The organism is Streptomyces sp. P9(2023) (assembly GCF_032436795.1).
GTDB lineage: Bacteria > Actinomycetota > Actinomycetes > Streptomycetales > Streptomycetaceae > Streptomyces.
Genome location: NZ_JAUPWM010000003.1, coordinates 126565 through 151635 on the forward strand (window position 1 = coordinate 126565; position 25071 = coordinate 151635).

At 70.4% G+C, this 25071-nt stretch carries 17 protein-coding genes, 1 tRNA gene and 1 pseudogene; 12 read left to right on the forward strand and 7 right to left on the reverse strand.

Annotated features, from left to right (window positions below; genetic code table 11):
• The first annotated feature begins 98 nt into the window (after positions 1 to 98).
• Complete coding sequence (locus Q5762_RS05460; RefSeq protein WP_315890808.1) at positions 99 to 971, forward strand: DUF4184 family protein; 873 nt, start codon at positions 99 to 101, stop codon at positions 969 to 971.
• 179 nt (positions 972 to 1150) lie between these two features.
• Here the strand turns inward: Q5762_RS05460 and polA are convergent, their stop codons facing one another.
• Positions 1151 to 3859 (reverse strand): DNA polymerase I, encoded by a 2709-nt coding sequence (gene polA / locus Q5762_RS05465; RefSeq protein ID WP_315890809.1) that lies wholly within the window; start codon positions 3857 to 3859, stop codon positions 1151 to 1153.
• A gap of 124 nt (positions 3860 to 3983) precedes the next feature.
• Here polA and Q5762_RS05470 point away from each other — a divergent pair, with 124 nt between their 5' ends.
• The 9 genes from Q5762_RS05470 to Q5762_RS05510 all read left to right on the forward strand — a co-directional run bounded on the left by Q5762_RS05470 (position 3984) and on the right by Q5762_RS05510 (position 15051).
• On the forward strand, positions 3984 to 6263 hold the full coding sequence (locus Q5762_RS05470; RefSeq protein ID WP_315890810.1) for an FdhF/YdeP family oxidoreductase: 2280 nt from the start codon (positions 3984 to 3986) through the stop codon (positions 6261 to 6263).
• A gap of 140 nt (positions 6264 to 6403) precedes the next feature.
• The gene (locus tag Q5762_RS05475; RefSeq protein WP_315890811.1) at positions 6404 to 6910 is read left to right on the forward strand and encodes a hotdog fold thioesterase; all 507 of its coding nucleotides are present in this window, start codon (positions 6404 to 6406) and stop codon (positions 6908 to 6910) included.
• A gap of 509 nt (positions 6911 to 7419) precedes the next feature.
• Positions 7420 to 8280, forward strand: coding sequence for a trypsin-like serine protease (locus Q5762_RS05480; RefSeq protein ID WP_315890812.1), 861 nt, complete (start codon positions 7420 to 7422; stop codon positions 8278 to 8280).
• Between the two features lie 48 nt (positions 8281 to 8328).
• The gene (locus Q5762_RS05485) at positions 8329 to 8787 is read left to right on the forward strand and encodes a hypothetical protein (RefSeq protein WP_315890813.1); all 459 of its coding nucleotides are present in this window, start codon (positions 8329 to 8331) and stop codon (positions 8785 to 8787) included.
• Between the two features lie 446 nt (positions 8788 to 9233).
• The gene (locus Q5762_RS05490; protein WP_315890814.1) at positions 9234 to 10466 is read left to right on the forward strand and encodes a branched-chain amino acid ABC transporter substrate-binding protein; all 1233 of its coding nucleotides are present in this window, start codon (positions 9234 to 9236) and stop codon (positions 10464 to 10466) included.
• 106 nt (positions 10467 to 10572) lie between these two features.
• Positions 10573 to 11505 (forward strand): branched-chain amino acid ABC transporter permease, encoded by a 933-nt coding sequence (locus tag Q5762_RS05495; protein WP_315890815.1) that lies wholly within the window; start codon positions 10573 to 10575, stop codon positions 11503 to 11505.
• Positions 11506 to 11510: 5 nt separating this feature from the next.
• Entirely contained in the window at positions 11511 to 13271 is a 1761-nt protein-coding gene (locus Q5762_RS05500) for an ABC transporter permease subunit (RefSeq protein WP_315890816.1), read from the forward strand.
• A 5-nt stretch (positions 13272 to 13276) separates the two neighbouring features.
• Complete coding sequence (locus Q5762_RS05505; protein ID WP_315891093.1) at positions 13277 to 14338, forward strand: ABC transporter ATP-binding protein; 1062 nt, start codon at positions 13277 to 13279, stop codon at positions 14336 to 14338.
• Positions 14335 to 15051 carry an ABC transporter ATP-binding protein gene (locus Q5762_RS05510; RefSeq protein ID WP_315890817.1) on the forward strand — a complete coding sequence of 239 codons (717 nt, stop codon included), beginning with the start codon at positions 14335 to 14337 and terminating at the stop codon, positions 15049 to 15051. Before Q5762_RS05505 ends, Q5762_RS05510 begins: the two co-directional genes overlap by 4 nt.
• Positions 15052 to 15122: 71 nt before the next feature.
• Here Q5762_RS05510 and Q5762_RS05515 read toward each other — a convergent pair whose 3' ends face one another.
• Positions 15123 to 15779 (reverse strand): response regulator, encoded by a 657-nt coding sequence (locus Q5762_RS05515; protein ID WP_315890818.1) that lies wholly within the window; start codon positions 15777 to 15779, stop codon positions 15123 to 15125.
• A 90-nt stretch (positions 15780 to 15869) separates the two neighbouring features.
• Between Q5762_RS05515 and Q5762_RS05520 the strand changes: the two genes are divergently transcribed.
• A tRNA-Leu gene (locus Q5762_RS05520) sits at positions 15870 to 15952 on the forward strand.
• 85 nt (positions 15953 to 16037) lie between these two features.
• Positions 16038 to 16827, forward strand: a pseudogene (locus tag Q5762_RS05525) (helix-turn-helix domain-containing protein).
• A gap of 5 nt (positions 16828 to 16832) precedes the next feature.
• Here the strand turns inward: Q5762_RS05525 and pyk are convergent.
• From pyk to pepN, 5 genes are all read right to left on the reverse strand, one after another.
• Complete coding sequence (pyk, locus tag Q5762_RS05530; protein ID WP_315890819.1) at positions 16833 to 18269, reverse strand: pyruvate kinase; 1437 nt, start codon at positions 18267 to 18269, stop codon at positions 16833 to 16835.
• A gap of 214 nt (positions 18270 to 18483) precedes the next feature.
• On the reverse strand, positions 18484 to 19170 hold the full coding sequence (locus Q5762_RS05535) for an SIMPL domain-containing protein (RefSeq protein ID WP_315890820.1): 687 nt from the start codon (positions 19168 to 19170) through the stop codon (positions 18484 to 18486).
• Between the two features lie 95 nt (positions 19171 to 19265).
• Entirely contained in the window at positions 19266 to 20714 is a 1449-nt protein-coding gene (locus Q5762_RS05540; protein ID WP_315890821.1) for a SidA/IucD/PvdA family monooxygenase, read from the reverse strand.
• Positions 20711 to 22102 carry an aminotransferase class V-fold PLP-dependent enzyme gene (locus Q5762_RS05545; RefSeq protein ID WP_315890822.1) on the reverse strand — a complete coding sequence of 464 codons (1392 nt, stop codon included), beginning with the start codon at positions 22100 to 22102 and terminating at the stop codon, positions 20711 to 20713. Before Q5762_RS05545 ends, Q5762_RS05540 begins: the two co-directional genes overlap by 4 nt.
• A gap of 429 nt (positions 22103 to 22531) precedes the next feature.
• Complete coding sequence (gene pepN / locus Q5762_RS05550; RefSeq protein ID WP_315890823.1) at positions 22532 to 25024, reverse strand: aminopeptidase N; 2493 nt, start codon at positions 25022 to 25024, stop codon at positions 22532 to 22534.
• Positions 25025 to 25071: the final 47 nt, after the last annotated feature.

Genomic DNA, 25071 nt, shown 5'->3' on the forward strand with positions numbered 1-25071 from the left:
GGTCCGGACGGAGATCGCTCACGCATACTGGGCGTGACCGCCGACCGGCGCCGTGGGAGACGCCCGGGGCCGGCGCGGATTGCGAGGGGGATGTTCCGATGCCGTTCACGCTCAGCCATGCCGCCGCGGTGCTGCCGGGCATCCGCCGCGACGGCACCGGACGCGGGCCGCTGATCGCCTCCGCGCTCGTGGCGGGGTCGTTCTCACCCGACATGACCTATTTCGCGGCGACCGCGGTCCCCGGCGCGATGCTGTTCGGGAGCGTCACGCACTCCCCCGCGGGCATCCTGACGGTCGATCTGCTGATCACCGCCGCACTGGTGGCGGTGTGGCTGATGGTGCGTGAGCCGCTGGTGGCCCTGCTGCCGGGCCGGTGGCAGAGCCGGGTGTACGGGTTCGTCCGCGGCGCGTCCTGGCGCGGCCGTCCGCCCGTACCGCTGGCCGTCTGGTTCTGTCTGTCGGCGGCGGGCGGCGCCGCGACGCACGTGGTGTGGGACTCCTTCACCCATCTCGACCGCTATGGCACGCAGGCGATCCCGTTCCTGGGGGCGATCGTCGCCGGCTTCCCGGTCTATCTGTACTTCCAGTACGGAGGTTCGGCGCTGGCGCTCGTACTGCTGGTGTGGTTCACCGTACGGGCGCTGCGGTCGTCCGCCGGAGGCCCGACGCCGCCCGCGGAGGTGCCTGTCCTGGGCCGCCGGGGGCGGTGGCTGGCCGGTGGGCTGATCGCCGGCTGCGTCCTGGCCGGGATCGTGCACCGGTGCCTGCGCTGGTACGCCTACTGGGGCCGGATCGAGACGCCCCTGGACATCATCCCGACGGCCTGCTTCGGGGCCGGCGCGGGGCTCGCCGTCGGCCTGGTGCTGTACGGGGCGGGGATGCGGCTGTGCGGTGCGCGAACGGGTCCGGCGGCGTCCCGTGAGCAGACCAAGGATCGTGAGCCGGCGCGCTCCCGTCCGGGATCTCACTGATCGCGCCCTCCGGTGTGAAGCCACGGGCGGCGCGGTAGGCGAACGGGGACGACGGCTTCCGGTCATGCCCCCAGTCTCGGGAGCGCCCCGCTCCGAGGCGCCCCCCGCACTGGTCCACCTGGCGCAAGCGGTGCCCAAACCGCCCGCGCCAGGTCCCGGAGATCCCCCGTGAGGAGCCGTCAGTGCGCGGCCGACTCCCAGTCCGGGCCCACGCCGACCGAGACGTCGAGCGGGGCGCGCAGCGAGGCCGCCGCGGACATCTGCTCGCGGACCAGGGCCTCGACCTGCTTCCGCTCGCCCGGGGCCACTTCGAGCACGATTTCGTCGTGGACCTGGAGCAGCATGCGGGAGGCGAGACCGGCCTCGGTCAGCGCCCTGTGCACGTTCAGCATCGCGACCTTCACGATGTCCGCGGCAGTGCCCTGGATCGGCGCGTTCAGCGCCATCCGCTCGGCGGCCTCGCGGCGCTGGCGGTTGTCGCTGTTCAGATCCGGGAGGTACCGGCGGCGGCCCAGCATCGTCTCCGTGTAGCCCGTGGCCCGCGCCTCGTCCACGACCCGGCGCAGATAGTCCCGTACCCCGCCGAACCGCTCGAAGTAGGTGTCCATCAGGGCCCGGGCCTCGCCCGCCTCGATGTTCAGCTGCTGGGAGAGGCCGAAGGCCGACAGGCCGTACGCCAGGCCGTACGACATGGCCTTGATCTTGCGCCGCATCTCGGCGTCGACGGCGGACCGCTCGACGCCGAAGACCTGCGAGGCGACCGTGGTGTGCAGGTCCTCACCGGAGGTGAACGCCTCGATCAGGCCCTCGTCCTCGGAGAGATGGGCCATGACCCGCAGCTCGATCTGGCTGTAGTCCGCCGTCATCAGGGACTCGAAACCCTCGCCCACGACGAAGCCGTGCCGGATGGCCCGGCCCTCGTCGGTGCGCACCGGCACGTTCTGCAGGTTCGGGTCGGTGGAGGAGAGCCGGCCCGTCGCGGCCACGGTCTGGCTGAAGGTGGTGTGGATCCGGCCGTCGGCCGCGATCGTCTTGATCAGGCCCTCGACAGTGGAGCGCAGCCGCGCCTGCTCACGGTGGCGGAGCATGATCACCGGAAGGTCGTGCTCGGTCTGCCCGGCCAGCCACGCCAGCGCGTCGGCGTCCGTGGTGTAGCCGGTCTTGGTCTTCTTCGTCTTCGGCAGGTTCAGCTCGCCGAAGAACACCTCCTGGAGCTGCTTGGGCGAGCCGAGGTTGAACTCGTGCCCCACGGAGGCGTGCGCCTCCTTCACGGCCTGCTGCACCGCTCCGGCGAACTGCTGCTCCATGGCTTCCAGATGGGCCCGGTCGGCGGCGATGCCGTGCCGCTCCAGGCGGGCGAGCAGCTCGGACGTCGGCAGCTCCACGTCGTGCAGCAGCTCGCGCGCGCCGACCTCGCCGAGCTTCTCCTCGAAGGCGCCGCCGAGGTCGAGAACCGCCCGGGCCTGCGTCATCAGCGCCTCGGCCTCCGCCGTGTCGTCGGCGCCGAAGGCGAGCTGGCCGTCGGCGGCGGACGCCGGGGCGAGCTCACGGCCGAGGTACTCCAGGGAGAGCGCGTCGAGCGCGAAGGAACGGCGGCCCGGCTTGACGAGATAGGCGGCGAGCGCGGTGTCCATGCCGACACCGGCGACGCTCCAGCCGTGCTCGGGGAAGACCCGCATCAGACCCTTGGCGTTGTGCAGCACCTTGGGCCGCTCCGGGTCGGCGATCCAGGCGGCGAACGCCTGCTCGTCGGCCTCGTCGAGCTCGGTGGTGTCGAACCAGGCGGCCGCGCCGTCCGCGGCGGCCAGCGCGATCTCGGCGACGCTTCCGGTGCCCAGGGCCCAGCTGTCGACCGTCGCCACGCCCAGCGGCTTCGTGCCGTGCTCGGCGAGCCACGGCGCGAGCTCGCCCGCGCCGAGGACCGCGCCGTCCAGCTCCACGCCCGCGGCGGGCGCCGGGGCCTGCTCCTCCTCGGCGCCGGGGTCGACCGCGAGCAGCCGCTCGCGCAGCGAGGGGTTACGGATCTCCAGGGTGTCCAGGAACAGCGCGACGGCCTTGCGGTCGTACGGCAGCCGCTCCAGTTCCGTCACCGTCTTCGGCAGCTCGACGTCCCGCACCATCTCCGTGAGGACGCGGTTGAGCTTGACCGCCTCCAGGTGGTCCCGGAAGTTCTGCCCGGCCTTGCCCTTGATCTCGTCGGCGCGCTCGACCAGCTCGGCGAACGACCCGAACTGGTTGATCCACTTCGCGGCGGTCTTCTCGCCGACGCCCGGGATACCGGGCAGGTTGTCGGACGGGTCGCCCCGCAGCGCGGCGAAGTCCGGGTACTGCCGCGGCGTGAGGCCGTACTTCTCCTCGACCTTCTCCGGCGTGAACCGGGTCAGCTCGGAGACACCCTTCGTCGGGTACAGCACGGTCACGTGGTCCGAGATCAGCTGGAAGGAATCCCGGTCGCCGGTGACGATCAGGACCTCGAACCCGGCGGCCTCGGCCTGCGTGGCGAGCGTGGCGATGACGTCGTCGGCCTCGAAGCCGTCGATCGCGAACCGCGGCGCGTGCATCGCGTCCAGCAGCTCGCCGATCAGCTCCACCTGCCCCTTGAACTCGTCCGGGGTCTTGGAGCGGTTCGCCTTGTACTCCGGGAACTCCTGCGAGCGCCAGGTCTTGCGCGACACGTCGAACGCGACGGCGAAGTGCGTGGGCGCCTCGTCGCGGAGCGTGTTCGCCAGCATCGACGCGAAGCCGTAGATGGCGTTCGTCGGCTGCCCGGTCGCGGTCGTGAAGTTCTCCGCGGGCAGCGCGAAGAACGCCCGGTACGCCAGGGAGTGCCCGTCCATGAGGAGCAGGCGCGGACGGTTGTCTTCGGTCTTCGATGCTGTCTCAGCCACGGACACGATCCTGCCACGGACCACTGACAATCCCGCCCACAGCCGCCCGCGGGCACGCGCTGTCGGTGGCCCGTGACAGGATCGGAGACGTACGCCACCCGATGACCGCTCAAGGGAGAGCGCGATGGTCAGCAAGCCCCCCACAGGCGACCCGGTCCAGGACGCACCGCAGGTCGCGCCCCCGCAGCACGTTGCCGCCGGCCTCGCCGCCGTGGCGCACACGCTGCGGATCTCCCAGGCACAGATGGGCGTGCGGCGCACCGCGCGGACGCTGCTCAAGGTCAACCAGAAGGACGGCTTCGACTGCCCCGGCTGCGCCTGGCCGGAGGCCGACAAGCGGCACGTGGCGGAGTTCTGCGAGAACGGGGCGAAGGCCGTCGCCGAGGAGGCCACGCTGCGCCGCGTCACCCCCGACTTCTTCGCCGCCCACCCGGTGGCGGACCTGGCGAACCGCAGCGGGTACTGGCTGGGCCAGCAGGGCCGCATCACCCAGCCCGTCTACGTGGCGGAGGGCGCCGACCGGTACGAGGCGGTGACCTGGGAGCGGGCGTTCGCGATCATCGCCGAGGAGCTGACCGCCCTCTCCTCCCCCGACGAGGCCCTCTTCTACACCTCGGGACGGACCAGCAACGAGGCGGCGTTCCTCTTCCAGCTCTTCGCCCGCGAGTTCGGCACGAACAACCTGCCGGACTGCTCCAACATGTGCCACGAGTCCTCCGGTTCGGCGCTCAACGAGACCATCGGCATCGGCAAGGGCAGCGTCTCCCTGGAGGACCTCCACCAGGCCGACCTGATCGTCGTCGCCGGCCAGAACCCGGGCACCAACCACCCCCGGATGCTCTCCGCCCTGGAGAAGGCCAAGGCGGCGGGCGCGAGGATCATCTCGGTCAATCCGCTGCCCGAGGCCGGCCTGGAGAAGTTCAAGAACCCGCAGACCCCGCAGGGCCTCATCAAGGGCGCCTCCCTCACCGACCTCTTCCTCCAGATCCGCATCGGCGGCGACCAGGCCCTCTTCCGCCTCCTCAACAAGCTGATCCTGGCGACGCCCGGCGCGGTCGACGAGGAGTTCGTACGGGAACACACCCACGGGTACGAGGAGTTCACCGCCGCCGCCCGCGCCGCCGACTGGGACGAGACGCTCACCGCGACCGGCCTGAGCCGGTCCGAGATCGAGCAGGCCCTGGAGATGGTCCTCGCCTCGAAGCGGACCATCGTCTGCTGGGCGATGGGCCTCACCCAGCACAAGCACTCCGTGCCGACGATCCGCGAGGTCGTCAACTTCCTGCTGCTGCGCGGCAACATCGGCCGCCCCGGCGCCGGCGTCTGCCCCGTCCGCGGCCATTCGAACGTGCAGGGCGACCGCACGATGGGCATCTTCGAACGGCCCGCGCCCGCCTTCCTGGACGCCCTGGACAAGGAGTTCGGGATCGTCTCGCCGCGCCACCACGGCTTCGACGTGGTCCGCTCCATCCAGGCGCTCCGCGACGGCGAGGCGAAGGTCTTCTTCGCCATGGGCGGCAACTTCGTCGGCGCCAGCCCCGACACGGAGGTCACCGAGGCGGCGATGCGCCGCGCCCGGCTCACCGTCCACGTCTCGACCAAGCTGAACCGCTCGCACGCCGTCACCGGCACGCGCGCGTTGATCCTGCCCACGCTCGGCCGCACCGACAAGGACGTCCAGACGACCGGCAAGCAGTTCGTGACCGTCGAGGACTCGATGGGCCTGGTGCACGCCTCCCGAGGCAACCTGCCGCCCGCGAGCCCGCACCTGCTCTCCGAGCCGGCGATCGTGGCCCGGATGGCCCGGGCGGTCCTCGGCGCCGGATCGGCCACGCCCTGGGAGGAGTTCGAGAAGGACTACGCCACCATCCGTGACCGCATCGCACGCGTGGTGCCCGGCTTCGAGGACTTCAACGCCCGCCTCGCCGCCTCCCCCGGCGGCTTCGCGCTCCCGCACGCCCCGCGCGACGAGCGCCGCTTCCCCACCGCCACCGGCAAGGCCAACTTCACCGCCGCGCCCGTCGAGTACCCGACGGTGCCGGCAGGCCGGCTGCTCCTGCAGACCCTGCGCTCGCACGACCAGTACAACACCACGATCTACGGCCTGGACGACCGCTACCGCGGCATCAAGGGCGGCCGCCGGGTCGTCCTCGTCCACCCGGAGGACGCCGCCGCCCTGGGCCTCGCGGACGGGGCGTACACCGATCTGGTCAGCGAGTGGACGGACGGCAGCGAGCGGCGCGCGCCCGGCTTCCGCGTCGTGCACTACCCGACGGCCCGCGGCTGCGCCGCCGCGTACTACCCGGAGACGAACGTCCTGGTGCCGCTGGAGTCCACCGCCGACGTCAGCAACACCCCCGCCAGCAAGTCCGTGATCGTCCGGCTGGTCCCCACAGCGGGCTGAGTCACCGGGCCGGCGGGGCTGATCACGCTGTTCACGGGGGCGGCGGGGCGGTCCCGGAACCGTCTGGAACAATCGCCAGGCGCCTAAGCGTTTGCTCAGGCACGCACTGACGACGTACGAAGACGAACGGAGCCGGGCCGATGGGCGAGCAGCAGCACGTGAAGTTCCCGCAGGAAGTCCTCGACGAGTACGCCGCGCTCGGCGTCGACCTTCCCGCCCTGTTCTCGGCGGGCCACCTCGGCAACCGCATGGGCGTGCAGATCGTCGAGGCCTCGGCGGAGAAGGTCGTCGGCACGATGCCGGTCGAGGGCAACACCCAGCCGTACGGGCTGCTGCACGGCGGCGCCTCCGCCGTCCTCGCCGAGACCCTCGGGTCGATCGGCTCCATGCTGCACGGCGGCGTCTCCAGGATCGCGGTGGGCGTGGACCTGAACTGCACCCACCACCGCGGGGTCCGCAGCGGCCTCGTCACGGGTGTCGCGACCCCGGTCCACCGCGGCCGGTCCACGGCGACGTACGAGATCGTGATCACCGACGAGCAGGACAAGCGGGTCTGCACGGCCCGGCTGACCTGCCTGCTGCGCGAGGTCACGGCCAAGGACGCGGGGAACCTCCCGGACGCCGGCGTGACCGGCGGCGCGGCCTGATCACCGGCGGCGCGGCCTGATCACGGGCGGCCCGACCTCGTCACCGCAGACGGCCAGACCCGTCACCGCAGGCGGCCCAACCCGCCACCACACCCGGCCCGGGACGGCGCTCCGTCCCGGGCCGCGCTGTGTCACGGCGCACTCAGAGTCACCATCGGGGCCCCGGGTGCGGGCACCCGAGCCGGGGCTCGGCTCCCGGGAACGGGGGCCGGTACCAGGACGAATCCCCAGCTCGGGTGCCGACTCGGGCCCGCGGCGGCGAAACCCGGTCTCCGGAGACGGAACGTCGGCTTCCGAACGTCGTGTCGCAGGTCCGGTACCAAGCCTCCGGACGCTCCGGTACCAGCCTCCGGACGCTCCGAACGGCGGTGCGACTCGCCACCGGTCACCTCCGGCCCTCTTGTCCCCGCCCCTGGCACCCGCTTCGCTGACGAACCTCCCCCACAGGAGAGCACCGGTCCCACTCACACACCGAGGGGTTCTTCTTGACCGCCGTACGCTTCAGCACCGTGGCGAGCGCCATTACCGCTGCGGCCTGCGCTGCCGTCCTCGCCACCGCGATCCCGTCCGCAGCGATCAACTCGTACAACGCCGCCCCCGCGCCCGAGCGCACCGAGGTCGGCGCGCTGGTCGCGACCTGGGACGCCGACGGCGACCCGGGCACGCCCGACCGGGTCGACTGGGTCTGCTCCGGCACCATGATCGACGCGGACACCTTCCTGACCGCGGCGCACTGCACCACCGACCGGCCGGAGAACGTCCGGTTCTACGTGTCTCTCGACCAGGACGTGCAGGCCGGCCTGGACAAGGCCGCCGCCGAGCACCCGGGCGACCCGACCGCAGTGGCGAAGGCAGTCGCCGTCGAGGGCACCGCACACAACCACCCCGCCTATCCCGGCCCGGCCTCCGACACCCACGACATCTCGGTGATCCAGCTGCCCGCCACGAAGGTCGCCGAGCGCTGGTCCTTCAAGCCGGCCGCCCTCCCCACCGCCGGCGCGCTCTCCGCACTCGGCCCACAGGGGCTCGACGACACCTCGTTCGTCGTGGCCGGCTACGGAACGCAGGAGGCGCGCCGCGGGCCCGGCGGGCACACCCACCCGGGCGGCGGCGTCCGCCTCAAGGCCCCGGTCACCTTCAACGCGCTCAACGACGCGTGGATCCGGCTCGCCATGACCGCGCCGCAGGGCAACGGCGGTGCCTGCTACGGCGATTCGGGCGGCCCGAACTTCGCCACGCTCGACGGCAGGCTGACGCTGGTCGCCACCACGATCACCGGCGACACGCCCTGTTACGCCACCAACGTGGTGTACCGGCTCGACACTCCCGGCGCCCGCTCCTTCCTCGCGCCGTTCGTCCAACTGCCGTAGTCCGGACTGCAGTTGTGCCCGCGCACGGGATCCCCTAGCGTCCCACCCATGGGCTTCCCGCCGCGCGCACGCACGGACGCACGAACGGGCGCACCGGCGGACGGACAGCGCCCGCGGGCGTACGCACCGGCCAGGGCCGCACTCTCCGCGGCCCTGGCCGTGGGCGTTCTGGCCGCGACCGCCATCCTCTCCGGCTGCTCGCGCGACCACCCCGATCCCGCGCCGCCGCAGGTCAGGACGGCCGTGGACACCTGCACCGATCTTGTCGCGTACTGGGTGAAGGAAGCCCTCGCCGGGAGCAAGTGGGCCGGGCTCGACTGGGAGCAGAAGGGGCTGTCCAACGAGCAGTTGACGATCCACGACGAGGTCCTCGCACTCGCCCGCGCCCAGGAGCGCACCCAGGGCCGCGAGGCCGCCTCGGCCTTCGCCGGCAAGGAGAGCCGAAGACGGTGCGCGTCGGCGAACGGCGCGACCGGGAGCTCGGAGAACTGGAAGCCGCCCCCGTAACACTCCGTGACATCCGCGCAAGGCGAAAACGGAGTGCTGCACTCAGCGTTCCGTCCGCTGACGTTTGGGTGACTGTCCGATATCCGGTGACACCCATGACCGGTCCGACAGGAGCTAGATCCCCTCAAGCCCCTTAGCGGAACTGCACGTTCTCAGCATGTGAACACCGTCGCGCTGACCTAAATGCCCCATTTTGCCCACCGCCTGTCCACCTCCTCTCCCCCTCGCGATAACAAGACAGTCACATCCTGACCTCGCCGCTCCCCACCTCCCTCACCTGCGCTTAGAGTCACCGCCAGTCACCGCGCCGCCGGGCGCGTCCACTGCACGGCCCCGCACCACCCAGTCATCCCAGTACGGCCCGGCACTCACCGACGGCACCTCCAGCTCCACGCTTCACGGCACCGCCTCAGCTCGAGGGGGCCGCGCCAGGGAAAGGATTCATCGTGCGACACCGTTCCTTGCTCATCCTCACCACCGTGATCACCACGGGAGCACTCACCCTCACCGCCTGCGGTTCGCGCGACGACAAGGGCGGAAGCGACAACTCCAGCGGCGGCACCACCGTCGTCATCGGTGTCGACGCGCCGCTCACCGGATCACTCTCCGCGCTCGGCCAGGGCATCAAGAACTCCGTGGACCTGGCGGTCCAGACCGCCAACAAGAACAAGGAAGTCCCGGGCGTCACCTTCAAGATCGAGGCCCTCGACGACCAGGCCGTCCCCGCCACCGGCAAGGCCAACGCCACCAAGCTCGTCGGCATCAAGGACGTCCTCGGCGTCGTCGGCCCGCTGAACTCCGGCGTCTCCCAGTCGATGCAGGCCGACTTCGACAAGGCCAACCTCACCCAGGTCTCCCCGGCCAACACCAACCCGTCGCTCTCCCAGGGCGACAACTGGGGCAAGGGCGAGTTCAAGCGCCCCTTCAAGACCTACTTCCGTACCGCCACCACGGACGTCGTCCAGGGCAAGTTCGCCGCGAACTACCTCTTCACGGACGCCGGCAAGAAGAAGGTCTTCGTCGTCAACGACAAGCAGACCTACGGCGCCGGCCTCGCCGCGATCTTCTCCGACGAGTTCAAGCGCCTCGGCGGCACCGTCGTCGGCACGGACTCCGTGACGGTCAAGGAGACGGACTTCTCCTCCACCGCCAACAAGATCAAGGGCTCCGGCGCCGACTCCGTCTACTTCGGCGGCCAGTACCCCGAGGGCGGCCTGCTCTCCGACCAGGTCAAGAAGGCCGGCGCCAAGATCCCCACCATGGGCGGCGACGGCATCTACGACCCGGAGTTCATCAAGGCCTCCGGCGAGGCCAACGACGGTGACCTGGCCACCTCGGTCGGCTACCCCGTCGAGAAGCTCCCCACCGCCAAGAAGTTCATCGCCGACTACGCGGCGGGCGGCTACAAGGACCCGTACGCGGCCTACGGCGGCTACTCCTACGACGCCGCCTGGTCCATCATCCAGGCCGTCAAGGCCGTCGTCGCCGCCAACGACGGCAAGCTCCCCGACGACGCCCGCGCCAAGGTCACCGAGGCCATGTCCAAGGTCTCCTTCGAGGGCGTGACCGGCAAGGTCTCCTTCGACCAGTACGGCGACACCACGAACAAGCAGCTCACCGTCTACCAGGTCAAGACCGGCGCCTGGGTCGACGTCAAGTCCGCGACCTTCGAGGACTGACCCACCGCACTGCCCCGCACACGCACCAAATGAACCAAGCCGCGCGAGGGCGCAAACAGCGCCCTCGCGCGGTGTCATATCCGACACGCTCATCGGAGGCCCTGCGGTGAACGAACTGCCGCAACAGCTGGCCGACGGCCTTGCCCTGGGGGCCCTTTACGGCCTCATCGCCATCGGTTACACGATGGTCTACGGCATCGTCCAGCTCATCAACTTCGCCCATGGCGAGATCTTCATGATCGGGGGCTTCGGCGCCCTCACGGCATACACGATCCTGCCCGACGGCACCGCCCTCGTGATCGCGATCCCCGTGATGCTCATAGGCGGCGCGGTGGTCTCCGTGGCCGTCGCCACCGCCGCCGAACGCTTCGCCTACCGCCCCCTGCGCGGCGCACCCCGGCTCGCCCCCCTGATCACGGCCATCGGTCTGTCGATCGTGCTCCAGCAGCTCATCTGGGGCTTCTACCCCGGCGCCAAGAGCAAGGTCACCTTCCCCGAGTTCAAGGGCGGAAGCTTCCAGATCTTCGAAGGCCTGTCGATCTCCCGCGCCGACACGTTCGTCCTCGTCGCCGCCCCCGCCTGCATGCTCGCCCTCGGCCTCTTCGTCTCGAAGAGCCGCAGCGGCCGCGCCATGCAGGCCACGGCGCAGGACCCGGACACCGCGAAGCTGATGGGCATCAACACCGACCGCATCATCGTGATGGCCTTCGCCATCGGCGCCGCGTTCGCCGCGGTCGCAGCGGTCGCCGAAGGCCTCGACAAGGGCCAGATCCGCTTCGAGATGGGCTTCCTCCTCGGCCTCAAGGCCTTCACCGCGGCCGTCCTCGGAGGCATCGGCAACATCTACGGCGCCATGATCGGCGGCGTCGTCCTCGGTCTCGCCGAAACCCTCTCCATCGCCTACGTCGAAGACATCCCCGGGATGGACCAGTTCGGCGGCGGCGCCTGGAAGGACATCTGGGTCTTCTCCCTCCTCATCCTCGTGCTCCTGTTCAGGCCACAAGGCCTGCTCGGACAACGCACAGCGGACAGGGCGTGATCGCGATGACCACGGACCTCACCAAGACCGCGGAAACGTCCGCGGCCCCCGAGAAGACCGACGCCACCCCGGCACCCGGCCTCCTCCGCTGGATCGTCGCCGCCGGTGGCCTCGCCACCATCGCGTCCACCTTCCTCGCCTGGACCTACACCACCGAATTCCCCGGCGACCTCACCGTCACCGGCTACCCCGGCGGTCTGCAGCTCCTCACCCTCGTCGGCGGCCTCCTCCTCACCCTCTTCGCCGTCTCCGGACTCGGCGTCAAGGGCCTGCGCTGGCTCACCCCCTCCGGGTCGGCCAAGGCGCTGCAGTTCCTCGCCCTGGGCACGCTCGGCACCACCTGGTACACCGTCATCGCCATCGCGGCCCAGCTCGGCGGCATCGCCCACTGGGAGCCCGGCGCGTACGTCGCCTTCGTCGCCGTACTCGTCCCGCTGGCCGCGTTCTCCCTGAAGGACGACTCCCGCAAGCCGGCCAAGCCCAAGGAGATCCCCTCCTGGGCGGAGATCCTGCTCATCGTCGTCGCCTTCGCGATCGGCATGTACGTCGTCACGTACGGCATCTCCACCGAGTACCCCGAGCTGTTCCTCGGCTACCTGCTCCTCGTGGGCCTCGGCGCGGCCGCGCTCAACAAGGCCGGCCTCGTCGGCCGGATCTCGGCCATCGCCTCCAAGAACAAGCAGGTCGCGGCCGTCGCCGCCTTCGCCGCGGCCGCCGTGTTCCCCTTCACCCAGACCACCGACACGTTCACCGTGATCGCCGTGCAGATCCTGATCTTCGCCACGGTCGCCCTCGGACTCAACGTCGTCGTCGGCCTGGCGGGCCTGCTCGACCTCGGTTACGTCGCCTTCCTCGGCGTCGGCGCGTACACGGCCGCACTCGTCTCCGGATCCACGGCCTCCGCTTTCGACATCCAGCTCCCGTTCTGGGCCGCCATGATCATCGGAGCGCTCGCCTCCCTGATCTTCGGCGTCATCATCGGCGCGCCGACCCTCCGGCTCCACGGCGACTACCTCGCCATCGTGACGCTCGGCTTCGGCGAGATCTTCCGCATCACCGTCAACAACATGGACGGCGACAACGGACCCCAGATCACCAACGGCCCCAACGGCATCCCGAACATCCCGGCGCTGAACATCTTCGGCTACGACTTCGGCGAGACCCACACCATCCTCGGCGTGGAACTCGGGTCGTACGCCAACTACTACCTGCTGATGCTCCTCGTCATGGTCTTCGTCGTCCTGGTCTTCAGCCGGGCACAGGACTCCCGCATCGGCCGCGCCTGGGTCGCCATCCGCGAGGACGAGACCGCGGCAACGGCCATGGGCATCAACGGCTTCCGGGTCAAGCTCATCGCCTTCGCCCTCGGCGCCACCCTCGCCGGCGTCGCCGGCACGGTCCAGGCCCACTTCCAGGGCACGGTCCTCCCCGAGATGTACGTGTTCGCCGGCCCCGTCGCCCCGAACTCCGCGTTCCTCCTCGCGGCCGTCATCCTCGGCGGCATGGGCACCATCCGCGGCCCCCTCCTCGGCGCCGCACTGCTCTTCCTCATCCCCGAGAAGCTGGCCTTCCTCCAGGAGTACCAGCTCCTCGCGTTCGGCCTCGCGCTCATCCTGCTGATGCGCTTCCGCCCCGAGGGCCTCATCCCCAACCGGCGCGCCCAGCTCGAATACCACGAGCACGACGAGAACGCCGCCAAGCTCGACGTACCGGAACAGCGGCTCTCCGCCGAATCCGGCACCGGAACCACGAAGGCGGGTGCGTGAACGCCATGACGACGACCACCACCACGGAGACCACGGCAACGGCCACCGCCGCCACCGTCCTCGACGCCAGCGGTGTCACCATGCGCTTCGGCGGACTCACCGCCGTACGCGGAGTCGACCTCACCGTCCGCGAAGGCGAGATCGTCGGCCTCATCGGCCCCAACGGCGCCGGCAAGACCACGTTCTTCAACTGCCTCACCGGTCTGTACATCCCCACCGAGGGACAGGTCAGCTACAAGGGCACCGTCCTGCCGCCCAAGCCCCACCTCGTCACCAAGGCCGGCATCGCCCGCACCTTCCAGAACATCCGCCTCTTCTCCAACATGACGGTCCTGGAGAACGTCCTCGTCGGACGCCACACCCGGACCAAGGAAGGCCTCTGGTCCGCGCTCCTGCGCGGCCCCGGCTTCAAGAAGGCAGAAGCCGCCTCGCGCGAACGGGCCATGGAACTCCTGCAGTTCATCGGCCTGGAGAACAAGGCCGACCACCTCGCCCGCAACCTCCCCTACGGCGAACAGCGCAAGCTGGAGATCGCCCGGGCGCTGGCGAGCGACCCCGGCCTGCTGCTCCTCGACGAGCCCACCGCGGGCATGAACCAGAACGAGACCCGGGCAACCGAGGAACTCGTCTTCGCCATCCGCGACAAGGGCATCGCCGTCCTCGTCATCGAGCACGACATGAAGTTCATCTTCAACCTGTGCGACCGCGTCGCCGTGCTCGTCCAGGGCGAAAAGCTCGTGGAGGGCACCTCCGAGGTCGTCCAGGGCGACGAGCGCGTCGTCGCGGCGTACCTGGGAGAGCCCTTCGAGGGTGCCCCGGGCGCGGAGGAGGTCGCCGAGGTCGAGGCGGCGGAGGCACACGCGGAAGCGGAGGCCGAGGTGGCTGAGGCTGAGGAGGCTGAGGCTGAGGCTGAGGAGGCTGCCGTGGAGGAGGCCCCCGAGGCCGAGGCGCCTGACGCCTCTGAGGCCCCCGAGGCCGACGAGACGCCTGAAGCCCCCGAGGCGGACGCGACGGACGAGCCCGACGCGCCGGCAGCGGACAGCACCACCGAAGGAGACTCCAAGTGACCGCTCTTCTCGAGGTCGAGGACCTCAGGGTCGCCTACGGCAAGATCGAAGCCGTCAAGGGCATCTCCTTCTCCGTCGAAGCCGGCCAGGTCGTCTCCCTGATCGGCACCAACGGAGCCGGCAAGACCACCACCCTGCGCACCCTCTCGGGCCTCATCAAGCCCACCAGCGGCAAGATCACCTTCGACGGCCAGGTCCTCAACGGCATCCCGGCCCACAAGGTCGTCTCCCTCGGCATGGCCCACTCCCCCGAGGGCCGGCACATCTTCCCCAAGCTCACCATCGCCGAGAACCTCCAGCTCGGAGCCTTCCTCCGCAAGGACAAGGACGGCATCGAGAAGGACGTCCAGCGCGCCTACGACCTCTTCCCCATCCTGGGCGAGCGTCGCAAGCAGGCCGCCGGAACCCTCTCGGGCGGCGAGCAGCAGATGCTGGCCATGGGCCGGGCGCTGATGTCCCAGCCCAAGCTGCTCATGCTCGACGAGCCCTCCATGGGCCTCTCCCCGATCATGATGCAGAAGATCATGGAGACGATCGCGACCCTGAAGTCGGAGGGCATGACGATCCTGCTCATCGAGCAGAACGCCCAGGCCGCCCTCTCCCTCGCGGACTACGGCTACGTCCTGGAGGTCGGCACGATCAAGCTGTCCGGCACCGGCCAGGACCTCCTGCACGACGACGAGGTCCGCAAGACGTACCTCGGCGAGGAGTAGCCCCCGTCCCCACAGCCAGAAGGCCCGCCCCACAAGGAAGTGGGGCGGGCCTTCTCTGTACGTCTGTACCGCTACTGGCCCTTCGCGGCCTTCTTCTCCTCGGCGTCCTCGATGACCGCCTCGGCGACCTGCTGCATCGACATGCGCCGGTCCATCGACGTCTTCTGGATCCACCGGAACGCGGCGGGCTCCGTCAGGCCGTACTGCGTCTGCAGGATGCTCTTCGCCCGGTCGACCAGCTTGCGCGTCTCCAGACGCTGCGAGAGGTCCTCGACCTCCTTCTCCAGCGCGCGCAGCTCCGCGAACCGGGACACGGCCATCTCGATCGCCGGCACGACGTCGCTCTTGCTGAACGGCTTCACCAGGTACGCCATGGCCCCGGCGTCCCGGGCGCGCTCGACGAGGTCGCGCTGCGAGAAGGCGGTGAGCATGAGAACGGGGGCGATGGACTCGCCCGCGATCTTCTCGGCGGCGGAGATCCCGTCCAGAACGGGCATCTTCACATCGAGGATGACGAGGTCGGGCCGGTGCTCCCGAGCGAGCTCGACGGCCCGGGCACCGTCGCCGGCCTCGCCGACGACCGAGTAGCCCTCTTCCTCGAGCATCTCTTTGAGGTCCATGCGGATGAGGGCCTCGTCCTCGGCGATGACGACACGGGTCGTCAGCGGCGGGACGTGCGACGCGTCGGCATCGTCGGCGGCGGGCTGGGGCGACTCGGGGGCGGTCACGGGGGCTCCTCGTTGCGGGGCGTGGTGCTGCACCCAGAAGCCTACCTAGCTGCGGTGTCCTCTTGTGACCCGGTAGACTTCCCGCAGCCGGCCCGGTTGGAGGAACTGGCTTACTCGCGGCACTCAAAATGCCGTGCCCTTTGGGCATGTGGGTTCGAATCCCACACCGGGCACGTTCCCAGAAAGCGGATGTTCACCTTCTCGTGAACATCCGCTTTTTGCTGCACGCGGGTACGAATGCGTACGCAGAGTAGCCACATGAGCATGCACGAGACACAGGTACGGCAACGGGCGCTCTCACTGCTGCGCGCAGGGGTCAGGAATGCGGACGTGGCCCGGGAGCTCAACGTACCCCGCGGCACCATCGGCAAATGGAAGCACGTGGACCGGTTGAAGAGGGGCGAGTCCGCTGCGCGACGCCATCTTCCTTGTCCACGCTGCGACGGGCGCGAGCTCGATCAGAAGGCATATGCCTACCTCCTCGGGCTCTACCTCGGCGACGGCAACGTGAGCCAGCCCCCAACGCACCGCACAGCGAGTCTGAGGATCACCCTCGATGACGCCTGGCCGGGGCGTACAGACCGAGGCCGAGGTCTCAATGCACGCGGTCTTTCCTGACAACGCAATCTCCAGGGCCCGCAAGGTCGGGTGCCACGACATCAAGGTCTACTCAACCCACCTCAGGTGCCTGTTCCCCCAACACGGGCCTGGCATGAAGCACACGCGGCGCATCGTGCTCGAAGACTGGCAGCAGGAGATCGTCGACGCGCACCCGTGGGCGTTCATTCGGGGGCTCATCCATTCCGACGGGTGTCGGATCACCAACTGGACCACTCGCCTCGTCGGTGGTGAGCGCAAGCGGTATGAGTACCCCCGGTACTTCTTCTCCAACAAGTCGGACGACATCCGGAAGCTGTGCGGCGACACGCTCAGCAAGGTCGGCGTCGAGTGGACGACGACCGCCCGTGGCGTCGACCCCTACAACATCTCCGTCGCCCGCAAGGCCTCCGTCGCCCTCATGGACCTCCACGTCGGGCCCAAGTCCTGAACGGATCAGGGGGTCCTGGTCACCGGGTCGCCGATGTGGTGGACGTGGACCAGGTTCGTGGAGCCGGGGACGCCGGGCGGGGAGCCGGCGGTGATGACGACCGTGTCGCCCTTCTGGCAGCGGCCGATGCGGAGGAGTTCCTCGTCCACCTGGGCGACCATCGCGTCCGTCGAGTCGACGTGCGGGCCCAGGAAGGTCTCCACGCCCCACGTGAGGGTGAGCTGGGCGTGCGTGGCCGGGTCCGGGGTGAAGGCGAGGAGGGGGATGGGTGAGCGGTAGCGGGAGAGGCGCTTGACGGTGTCGCCGGACTGGGTGAAGGCGACGAGGAACTTCGCGCCGAGGAAGTCGCCGATCTCGGCGGCGGCTCGGGCGACGGCTCCGCCCTGGGTGCGGGGCTTGCTGCGTTCCGTCAGCGGCGGGAGGCCCTTGGCGAGGATGTCCTCCTCGGCGGCCTCGACGATGCGGCCCATCGTGCGGACCGTTTCGATCGGGTAGCGGCCGACGCTGGTCTCGCCGGAGAGCATGACGGCGTCCGTGCCGTCGATGACCGCGTTGGCGACGTCGCTGGCCTCCGCGCGGGTGGGCCGGGAGTTTTCGATCATCGAGTCGAGCATCTGGGTGGCGACGATGACCGGCTTGGCGTTCCGCTTGGCGAGCTTGATCGCGCGCTTCTGGACGATCGGGACCTGTTCGAGGGGCATTTCGACGCCGAGGTCGCCGCGGGCGACCATGATGCCGTCGAAGGCGGCGACGATGTCGTCGATCGCTTCGACCGCTTGTGGTTTCTCGACTTTGGCGATCACCGGGAGGCGGTGGCCCTCCTCGTCCATGATGCGGTGGACGTCCTCGATGTCGCGGCCGCTGCGGACGAAGGAGAGGGCGATGATGTCGGCGCCGGTGCGCAGGGCCCAGCGGAGGTCGTCGATGTCCTTGTCGGAGAGGGCGGGGACGGAGACGGCGACGCCGGGGAGGTTGAGGCCCTTGTTGTCGGAGACCATGCCGCCTTCGACGACGCGGGTGTGGACGCGGGGGCCGTCGATTCCGGTGACTTCGAGGGTGACGCGGCCGTCGTCGACGAGGATGCGTTCGCCGGTGGTGACGTCGCCTGCGAGGCCCTTGTAGGTGGTGCCGCAGGTGTTTCGGTCGCCTTCGTGGTCTTCTACGGTGATGGTGAAGGTGTCGCCGCGTTCAAGGAGTACGGGGCCTTCGCGGAAGCGGCCGAGGCGGATCTTCGGGCCTTGAAGGTCGGCGAGGATGCCGATGCTGCGGCCGGTCTCGTCGGCGGCTTTACGGACGTGCTGGTAGCGCTCCTCGTGTTCGGCGTAGGTGCCGTGGCTGAGGTTGAATCGGGCGACGTCCATTCCGGCTTCGACCAGTGCCTTGATCTGGTCGTATGAGTCGGTGGCGGGCCCCAGGGTGCAAACGATTTTCGCTCGGCGCATGGTTCGAGCCTAGGGCTTACCGGCGGGTAGTCGAGGGGCCGGGCATGGCCGTTCAACAACCTTTGCGTGAAAGGTTGTTGACAAGTCTTGAATCTGTGCGGGTGGGTGCTCCGATGAGCAGATCGGGGGGCCGGGAGGCCGCCTCGGAGGCCCTGTGAGCGCCCCCGTGAGCGCCCCCGGTGAGCCCCTCCCGTGAGCCCCCTTGAGTCCCCCGCTACAGCTGCGGCGGGGCCATCGTGAAGCGGGCCATGACCTCTGCCGTGACCGTCTGGCGCTGGGGTTCGAGGTCGAGCGGCGGGGGTGCGTCGGTCGTCTCGGCGGCGAAGGCCATGCGCATGGTGCCGCCCATGAGGGCCGGCGGCGCGGGGAGGTCGGTGTCGGAGAGTTCGAGGAGGGCGGTGAGGGTGGTGCCGAGGGCGGTGGCGTAGGCGCGGGCGCGCTGGACGGCTTCGGTGACGGCGGTGTGGCGGGCTTCGGCGTAGGCCGGGGAGTCGGGGCGGAGTGCCCACCAGGGGCCGTCGACGCGGGTGAGGTCGGAGTCGGCGAGGCGGGTGGTGAGTTCGCCGAGGGTGGTGAAGTCGCTGAGTTCGACGGTGAGGTGGACGCGGCCCTGGTAGGCGCGGATGCGTTCGCCGCGGCCGTGTTTGCTGGGTTCGGGGGTGATGGAGAAGGCGCCGGTCTCAAGTTTCTCGACGGCTTCGCCGTAGGACTTGACGAGGTCGAGGGTGTGGGCGTTGCGGCGGGTGAGGTCGGTGAGGGTGGCGGCGCGGTCGGTGCCTCGGGCACTGACGGTGATGGCGATGCGGGCGATTTCGGGGTCGACGTCGAGTCGGGCTTCGCCGCGGACGGCCACGTGGGGTGCTTCGGGGGTGGGGTGAGGGGTGGAGTGGGGGGTCGTCACGTACGGGCTCCCTCGTGCGGGTGACGGATGTGGGCGTGGGGCTCGGTCTCGGTCTCGGTCTCGGACACTGTCCCATTCCGTCACGCGCGAGGGCTTCAGTTCTGGGTGAGGGGGGTGAGGTGTTGGGTCTGGGCGGGGATGCGGGGGGTCTCGCGTTGTTCCAGGCCGAAGCTGGTGAAGGCGGTGCGGTGTGGGAGGGGATAGGGGTCTTTGCCGGTGAGGGTGTTGAGGATGGTGGCGCTGCGCCAGGCGGCGAGGCCGAGGTCGGGGGCGCCTACGCCGTGGGTGTGCTTCTCGGCGTTCTGTACGTAGACGGAGCCGGTGACGGATGCGTCGAGGACGAGGCGGTAGGTGTCGTCGATGCGGGCGCGTCCGGCGGAGTCGTGGCGTAGGTAGGGGTCGAGTCCGGCGAGCATGCGGTCGACGGGGCGTTCGCGGTAGCCGGTGGCGAGGACGACGGCGTCGGTGGTGAGGCGGGTGCGGGTGGACTGCTGGATGTGTTCCAGGTGGAGTTCGATCTTGGTGGTGGCGACGCGGCCGGCGGTGCGGACGCGGACTCCGGGGGTGAGGACGGCGTCGGGCCAGCCGCCGTGGAGGGTGCGGCGGTAGAGCTCGTCGTGGATGGCGGTGATGGTGTCGGTGTCGATGCCTTTGTGCAACTGCCATTGGCGGGGCAGAAGTTCGTTGCGGGCCTGTTCGGGGAGGGCGTGGAAGTAGCGGGTGTAGTCGGGGGTGAAGTGTTCGAGGCCGAGCTTGGAGTACTCCATGGGTGCGAAGGCTTCGGTGCGGGTGAGCCAGTGGATCTTCTCGGCTCCTGCGGGGCGGGCGCGGAGGAGGTCGAGGAAGATTTCGGCGCCTGACTGGCCGGAGCCGATGACGGTGACGTGGTCGGCGGTGATGAGCTGGGCGCGGTGGTGGAGGTAGTCGGCGGAGTGGATGACGGGGACGTGGGGGGCGTCGGCGAGGGGTCTGAGGGGTTCGGGTACGTACGGTTCGGTGCCGACGCCGAGGGCGACGTTGCGGGTGTAGGCGCGACCGAGGGCTTCGGCTTCGCCGTCGGCGTCGAGTTGGGTGAAGTCGACTTCGAAGAGGGCGCGTTCGGGGTTCCAGCGGACGGAGTCGACCTGGTGGCCGAAGTGGAGGCCGGGGAGTTGGTCGCTGACCCAGCGGCAGTAGGCGTCGTATTCGGCGCGCTGGATGTGGAACTTCTCGGCGAAGTAGAAGGGGAAGAGCCGGTCGCGGCCGCGGAGGTAGTTGAGGAAGGACCAGGGGCTGGCGGGGTCGGCGAGGGTCACGAGGTCGGCGAGGAAGGGGACTTGGAGGGTGGCGCCGTCGATGAGGAGGCCCGGGTGCCAGTGGAAGGCGGGGTTCTGTTCGTAGAAGGCGGTGTCGAGTCCGCCGGGGACGCCGTGGGCGAGGGCGGCGAGGGAGAGGTTGAACGGGCCGATGCCGATGCCGACCAGGTCGTGGGGCTGGTCGAGGTCGCGCGGGGGGTGGTGGGGGCGCTGGGTGTGGTGGGGGTGGTCGGGGGTGCTGCCGGTCATCGGTCGGTGCTGCCTTCCACGAGGTTGAGGATGTGCTGGAGGTCGTCGGGGGTGGTGTGGGGGTTGAGCAGGGTGGCTTTGAGCCAGAGCCGGCCGTCTTCGTGGGCGCGGCCGAGGACGGCCCGGCCTTCGGTGAGGAGGGTGCGGCGGATGGCGGCGACGGTGGTGTCGTCGGCGTCGGTGGGCCGGAAGAGGACGGTGGTGAGGGTGGGGCGTTCGTAGAGCTGGAGGCCGGGGGTCTTCTCGATGAGGTCGGCGAGGTGGTGGGCGAGGGCCTGGACCTGGTCGACGAGGGCGCCGAGTCCGCTGCGGCCGAGGGCGCGGAGGGTGACGGCGATCTTGAGGATGTCGGGGCGGCGGGTGGTGCGCAGCGAGCGGCCGAGGAGGTCGGGGAGGCCGGCTTCGGTGTCGTCGGGTGCGTTGAGGTAGTCGGCGGTGTGGGAGAGGGCGGTGAGGTCGTTCCTGTCCCGTACGGCGAGGAGTCCGGCGGCGACCGGCTGCCAGCCGAGTTTGTGCAGGTCGAGGGTGACGGTGCGGGCGCGGTCGAGGCCGGCGAGGAGGTGGCGGTGGGTGTCGCTGAAGAGGAGGGGGCCGCCGTAGGCGGCGTCGACGTGGAGGTCGGCGTGGTGGGCGTCGCAGAGGTCGCCGATCTCGGGGAGGGGGTCGATGCGGCCGGTGTCGGTGGTGCCGGCGGTGGCGGCGACGAGGAGGGCGCCGTGGCCGTGGAGGTCGGTGAGGGCCTCGTGGAGGGCGACGGGGTCGAGGGTGCCGTTGGGGGTGGGCACGGTGACGGGTTCGGGGAGGCCGAGGAGCCAGGCGGCGCGGTGGAAGGAGTGGTGGGCGTTGGCGCCGACGACGGTCTGGACGGGGTGGCCGGGGCGGTGGCGCTCGCGGGCGAGGAGGAGGGCGAGTTGGTTGGACTCGGTGCCGCCGGTGGTGACGAGGGCGTCGGGGGTGGGGGTGTGGGGGTACGCCTGCCTGGCGAGGGCCTCGGTGACGAGGGCTTCCAGGGCGGAGGCCGCGGGGGCCTGGTCCCAGGAGTCCATGGAGGGGTTGAGGACGGAGGCGGCGAGGTCGGCGGCGGCGGCGAGCGCGAGGGGTGGGGTGTGGAGGTGGGCGGCGCAGAGGGGGTGGGAGGGGTCGGCGGCGCCTTGGGTGAGGGCGTGGGTGAGGGTGTGGAGGGCGGTGGTGGGGGTGGTGCCGTGGGGTGGGAGCGGGTCCCCGAGGGCCTCGCGGACGTGGGCGGCCACTGCGTCGGGGCCGCCGGGGGGGATGGGGCCGCCGCGGGCCGCCGCGCCCTCGTGGAGGGCGGTGAGGACGGTGTCCAGGAGGGGGCGCAGGGCGGTGAGGTCGGTCGCGAGGGGTGGCGGGGTGGGCTCGGCACGCATGGGCGAGAGACTGCCGGGGGTTTTCTGGGTTTGTCCGGCGATGTCGCTGGAGCAACCCGAACGGGGTACGGGGGCTTGCCAAGGCGTCACGTTGGGGGGCGGGCGGCTCGGGCGCGGGGCGCCTGCCAGGTGCCTTGTCCCGGGCGGGCGGTTCGGGTGCGGGGCGCCAGCCAGGTGCGATGCCCCGGGGCGGGCGGCTCGGGTGCGGGGCGCCAGCCAGGTGCGATGCCCCGGGGCGGGCGGCTCGGGTGCGGGGCGCTTGCCAGGTGCGATGCCCCCGGGTGGGCGGCTCGGGTGCGGGGCCTGGACGAGGCCCCGCACCCGTGGTGCTCGTTCGGGTGCGGGCCGGTGGTCGGGTTGTGCCCACCCTCCCCCAGACTTCGTCCGGGGGACCCCCATCGCCCTTCGGAACGATTGCCCACAACCAGGTCAGGGAGTACGGACCTTCAGGGAGCGGTGGAGGTCGGAGAGTTGGTCTACCAGTTTGCGGTGGAGGGCCGGGGTGAGGGTGGGGTCCTTGAGGTGGGTTTCGCCTAGTGCCAGCGCCTCCGCGTCGATCGCGTACGCCGGGAAGGCGTGGCGGCCGGCGGCCTCGGCGATGGCCGGGCCTCGGCGGGTGCTCAGGGCGGTGGCGGCGGGGTAGAAGCGGGCGACGTACTCCCGTACCAGGTCGGCCTGTTCGGGCTGCCAGAAGCCCTGGGCCGTCGCCGTGAACAGGTAGTTGGAGAGGTCGTCCGTGTCGAAGAGGCGGGACCAGGCGGCCGCCTTCGCCCCCGGGGTGGGGAGGGCGGCGCGGCAGCGGGCGGCGCCTTCCTGGCCGGTGGCGCTCGGGTCGCGGGCGAGTTCGGCGTCGATCGCGTGCTCATCGGTCGCGCCCAGGACAGCGAGGCGGGCCAGGGCGCGCCAGCGCAGTTCGGGGTCGAGTTCGGGGCCGCCCGGGACGGTTCCGTCGGCGAGCCACGCGGCGATCGTGTCGGGTTGCGTGGCGCTGCTGATGAACGTACGGACGGCGGTGAGGCGCAGTCCGGGGGCGTCGCCGTCCTCGGTGTGCCGGATGAGGGTGCGGGCCAGGGACGTGAGCTGGGCGAGGGCCGCGGGGCGCTCTTCGAGAGGGATGTAGCGGTCGGCGATCTGGGTGCGGGCGAAGGCCAGCACGCCCTGCACGATGGCCAGGTCCGTCTCCTGCGGGAGGTGCGCCTCCGCGGTCGCGAGGTAGGCGCCGGGGTCCAGTTCGCCGTCGCGGACCATGTCGCGCAGGGTGTTCCAGAGGACGGCGCGGGTGAGCGCGTCGGGGATGCCGGACAGGCAGCGCAGGGCGGTCTCCAGCGAGGTCTCGTCCAGGCGGACCTTGGCGTAGGTGAGGTCGGCGTCGTTGAGGACGACGAGCGCGGGGCGCGGGCCGGGGAGGTCGAGGGGCGCGGTCTGCGGGACGTCGATCTCCAGGCGTTCGCGCCGGACGAGGCGGCGGCCGTCGACGAGGTCGCGGTCGTAGACGCCGACGGCGATGCGGTGCGGGCGGCTGCCGTCGTGGCGGACGGTGAGGGTGGTGCGGGTCTCGTCGCCGCCGAGTTCGGGGGTGAGGGTGTCGACGCCGGTGGTGCGGAGCCACTGTTCGGCCCAGGCGTGGACGTCGCGGTCGGTGGCGGAGGCGAGGTTGTCGATGAAGTCGGCGAGGGTGGCGTTGCCGAACCGGTGGCGCTTGAAGTGGGTGTTGATGCCGGCGAGGAAGTCCTTCTCCCCCATCCAGACGACGAGTTGGCGCAGGGCGGAGGCGCCCTTGGCGTAGGAGATGCCGTCGAAGTTGAGGAGTGCGGAGGCGGTGTCGGGGACGGCGTCGGGGTCGGGGGCGACGGGGTGGGTGGAGGGGCGCTGGTCGGCGTCGTAACCCCAGGCCTTGCGCTCGATGCCGAAGTCGATCCAGGTGTCGGGGAAGCGGTCGGCGCACGCCTCGTTGATGGTCTGGTAGCCCATGTACTCGGCGAAGGACTCGTTGAGCCAGATGTCGTCCCACCAGCGCAGGGTGACGAGGTCGCCGAACCACATGTGGGCCATCTCGTGGGCGATGACCATGGCGCGGGTCTGCCGTTCGGTGATGGTGACGGCGGAGCGGTAGACGAACTCGTCGCGGAAGGTGACGAGTCCGGGGTTCTCCATGGCGCCGGCGTTGAACTCGGGGACGAAGGCCTGGTCGTACGAGTCGAAGGGGTACGGCTCGTCGAACTTCTCGTGGAAGCGGTCGAAGCAGGCCTTGGTGATGTCGAGGATCTCGTCGGCGTCGGCGTCGAGGTAGGGGGCGAGGGAGCGCCGGCAGTGGAGGGCGAAGGGCAGTCCGGCGTGTTCGCTGCGGATGGAGTGCCAGGGGCCGGCGGCGACGCAGACGAAGTAGGTGGAGAGGAGCGGGGTGGCGGCGGCCTGCCAGCGGCCGTCGGGGCGCTGCCGGGTGATGCCGTTGGAGAGGACGGTCCAGGTGTCGGGGGCCTTGACGGTCAGCTCGAAGACGGCTTTGAGGTCGGGCTGGTCGAAGGCGGCGAAGACGCGCTGGACGTCTTCCATGAAGAGCTGGGTGTAGACGTACGCCTCGCCGTCTGTGGGGTCGGTGAAGCGGTGCATGCCTTCGCCGGTGCGGCTGTAGCGCATGGTGGTGCTGACGCGGAGCTCGTGCTCGCCCTCGGTGAGGCTGAGCGGTACCCGGTTCTCGTCGAGGGACGCGGGGTCGAGGGGCTCGCCGTCGAGGTGGAGGGAGTGGAGCGTGACGGGCTTCAGCTCGACGAAGGTGTCCCCGGCGGTGCGGGCGGTGAACCGGATGACGCTGGTGGACTCGAAGGTCTCGTCGCCGGTGGTGAGGTCGAGGTCGACGGCGTAGTGCTGGACGTCGAGGAGCTGGGCACGGGTCTGCGCTTCGTCGCGCGTCAGTACGGACATGGGCCCATGCTGCCCGATGGGGCGGGGGCGGGGCAGGGGGGTTCCGC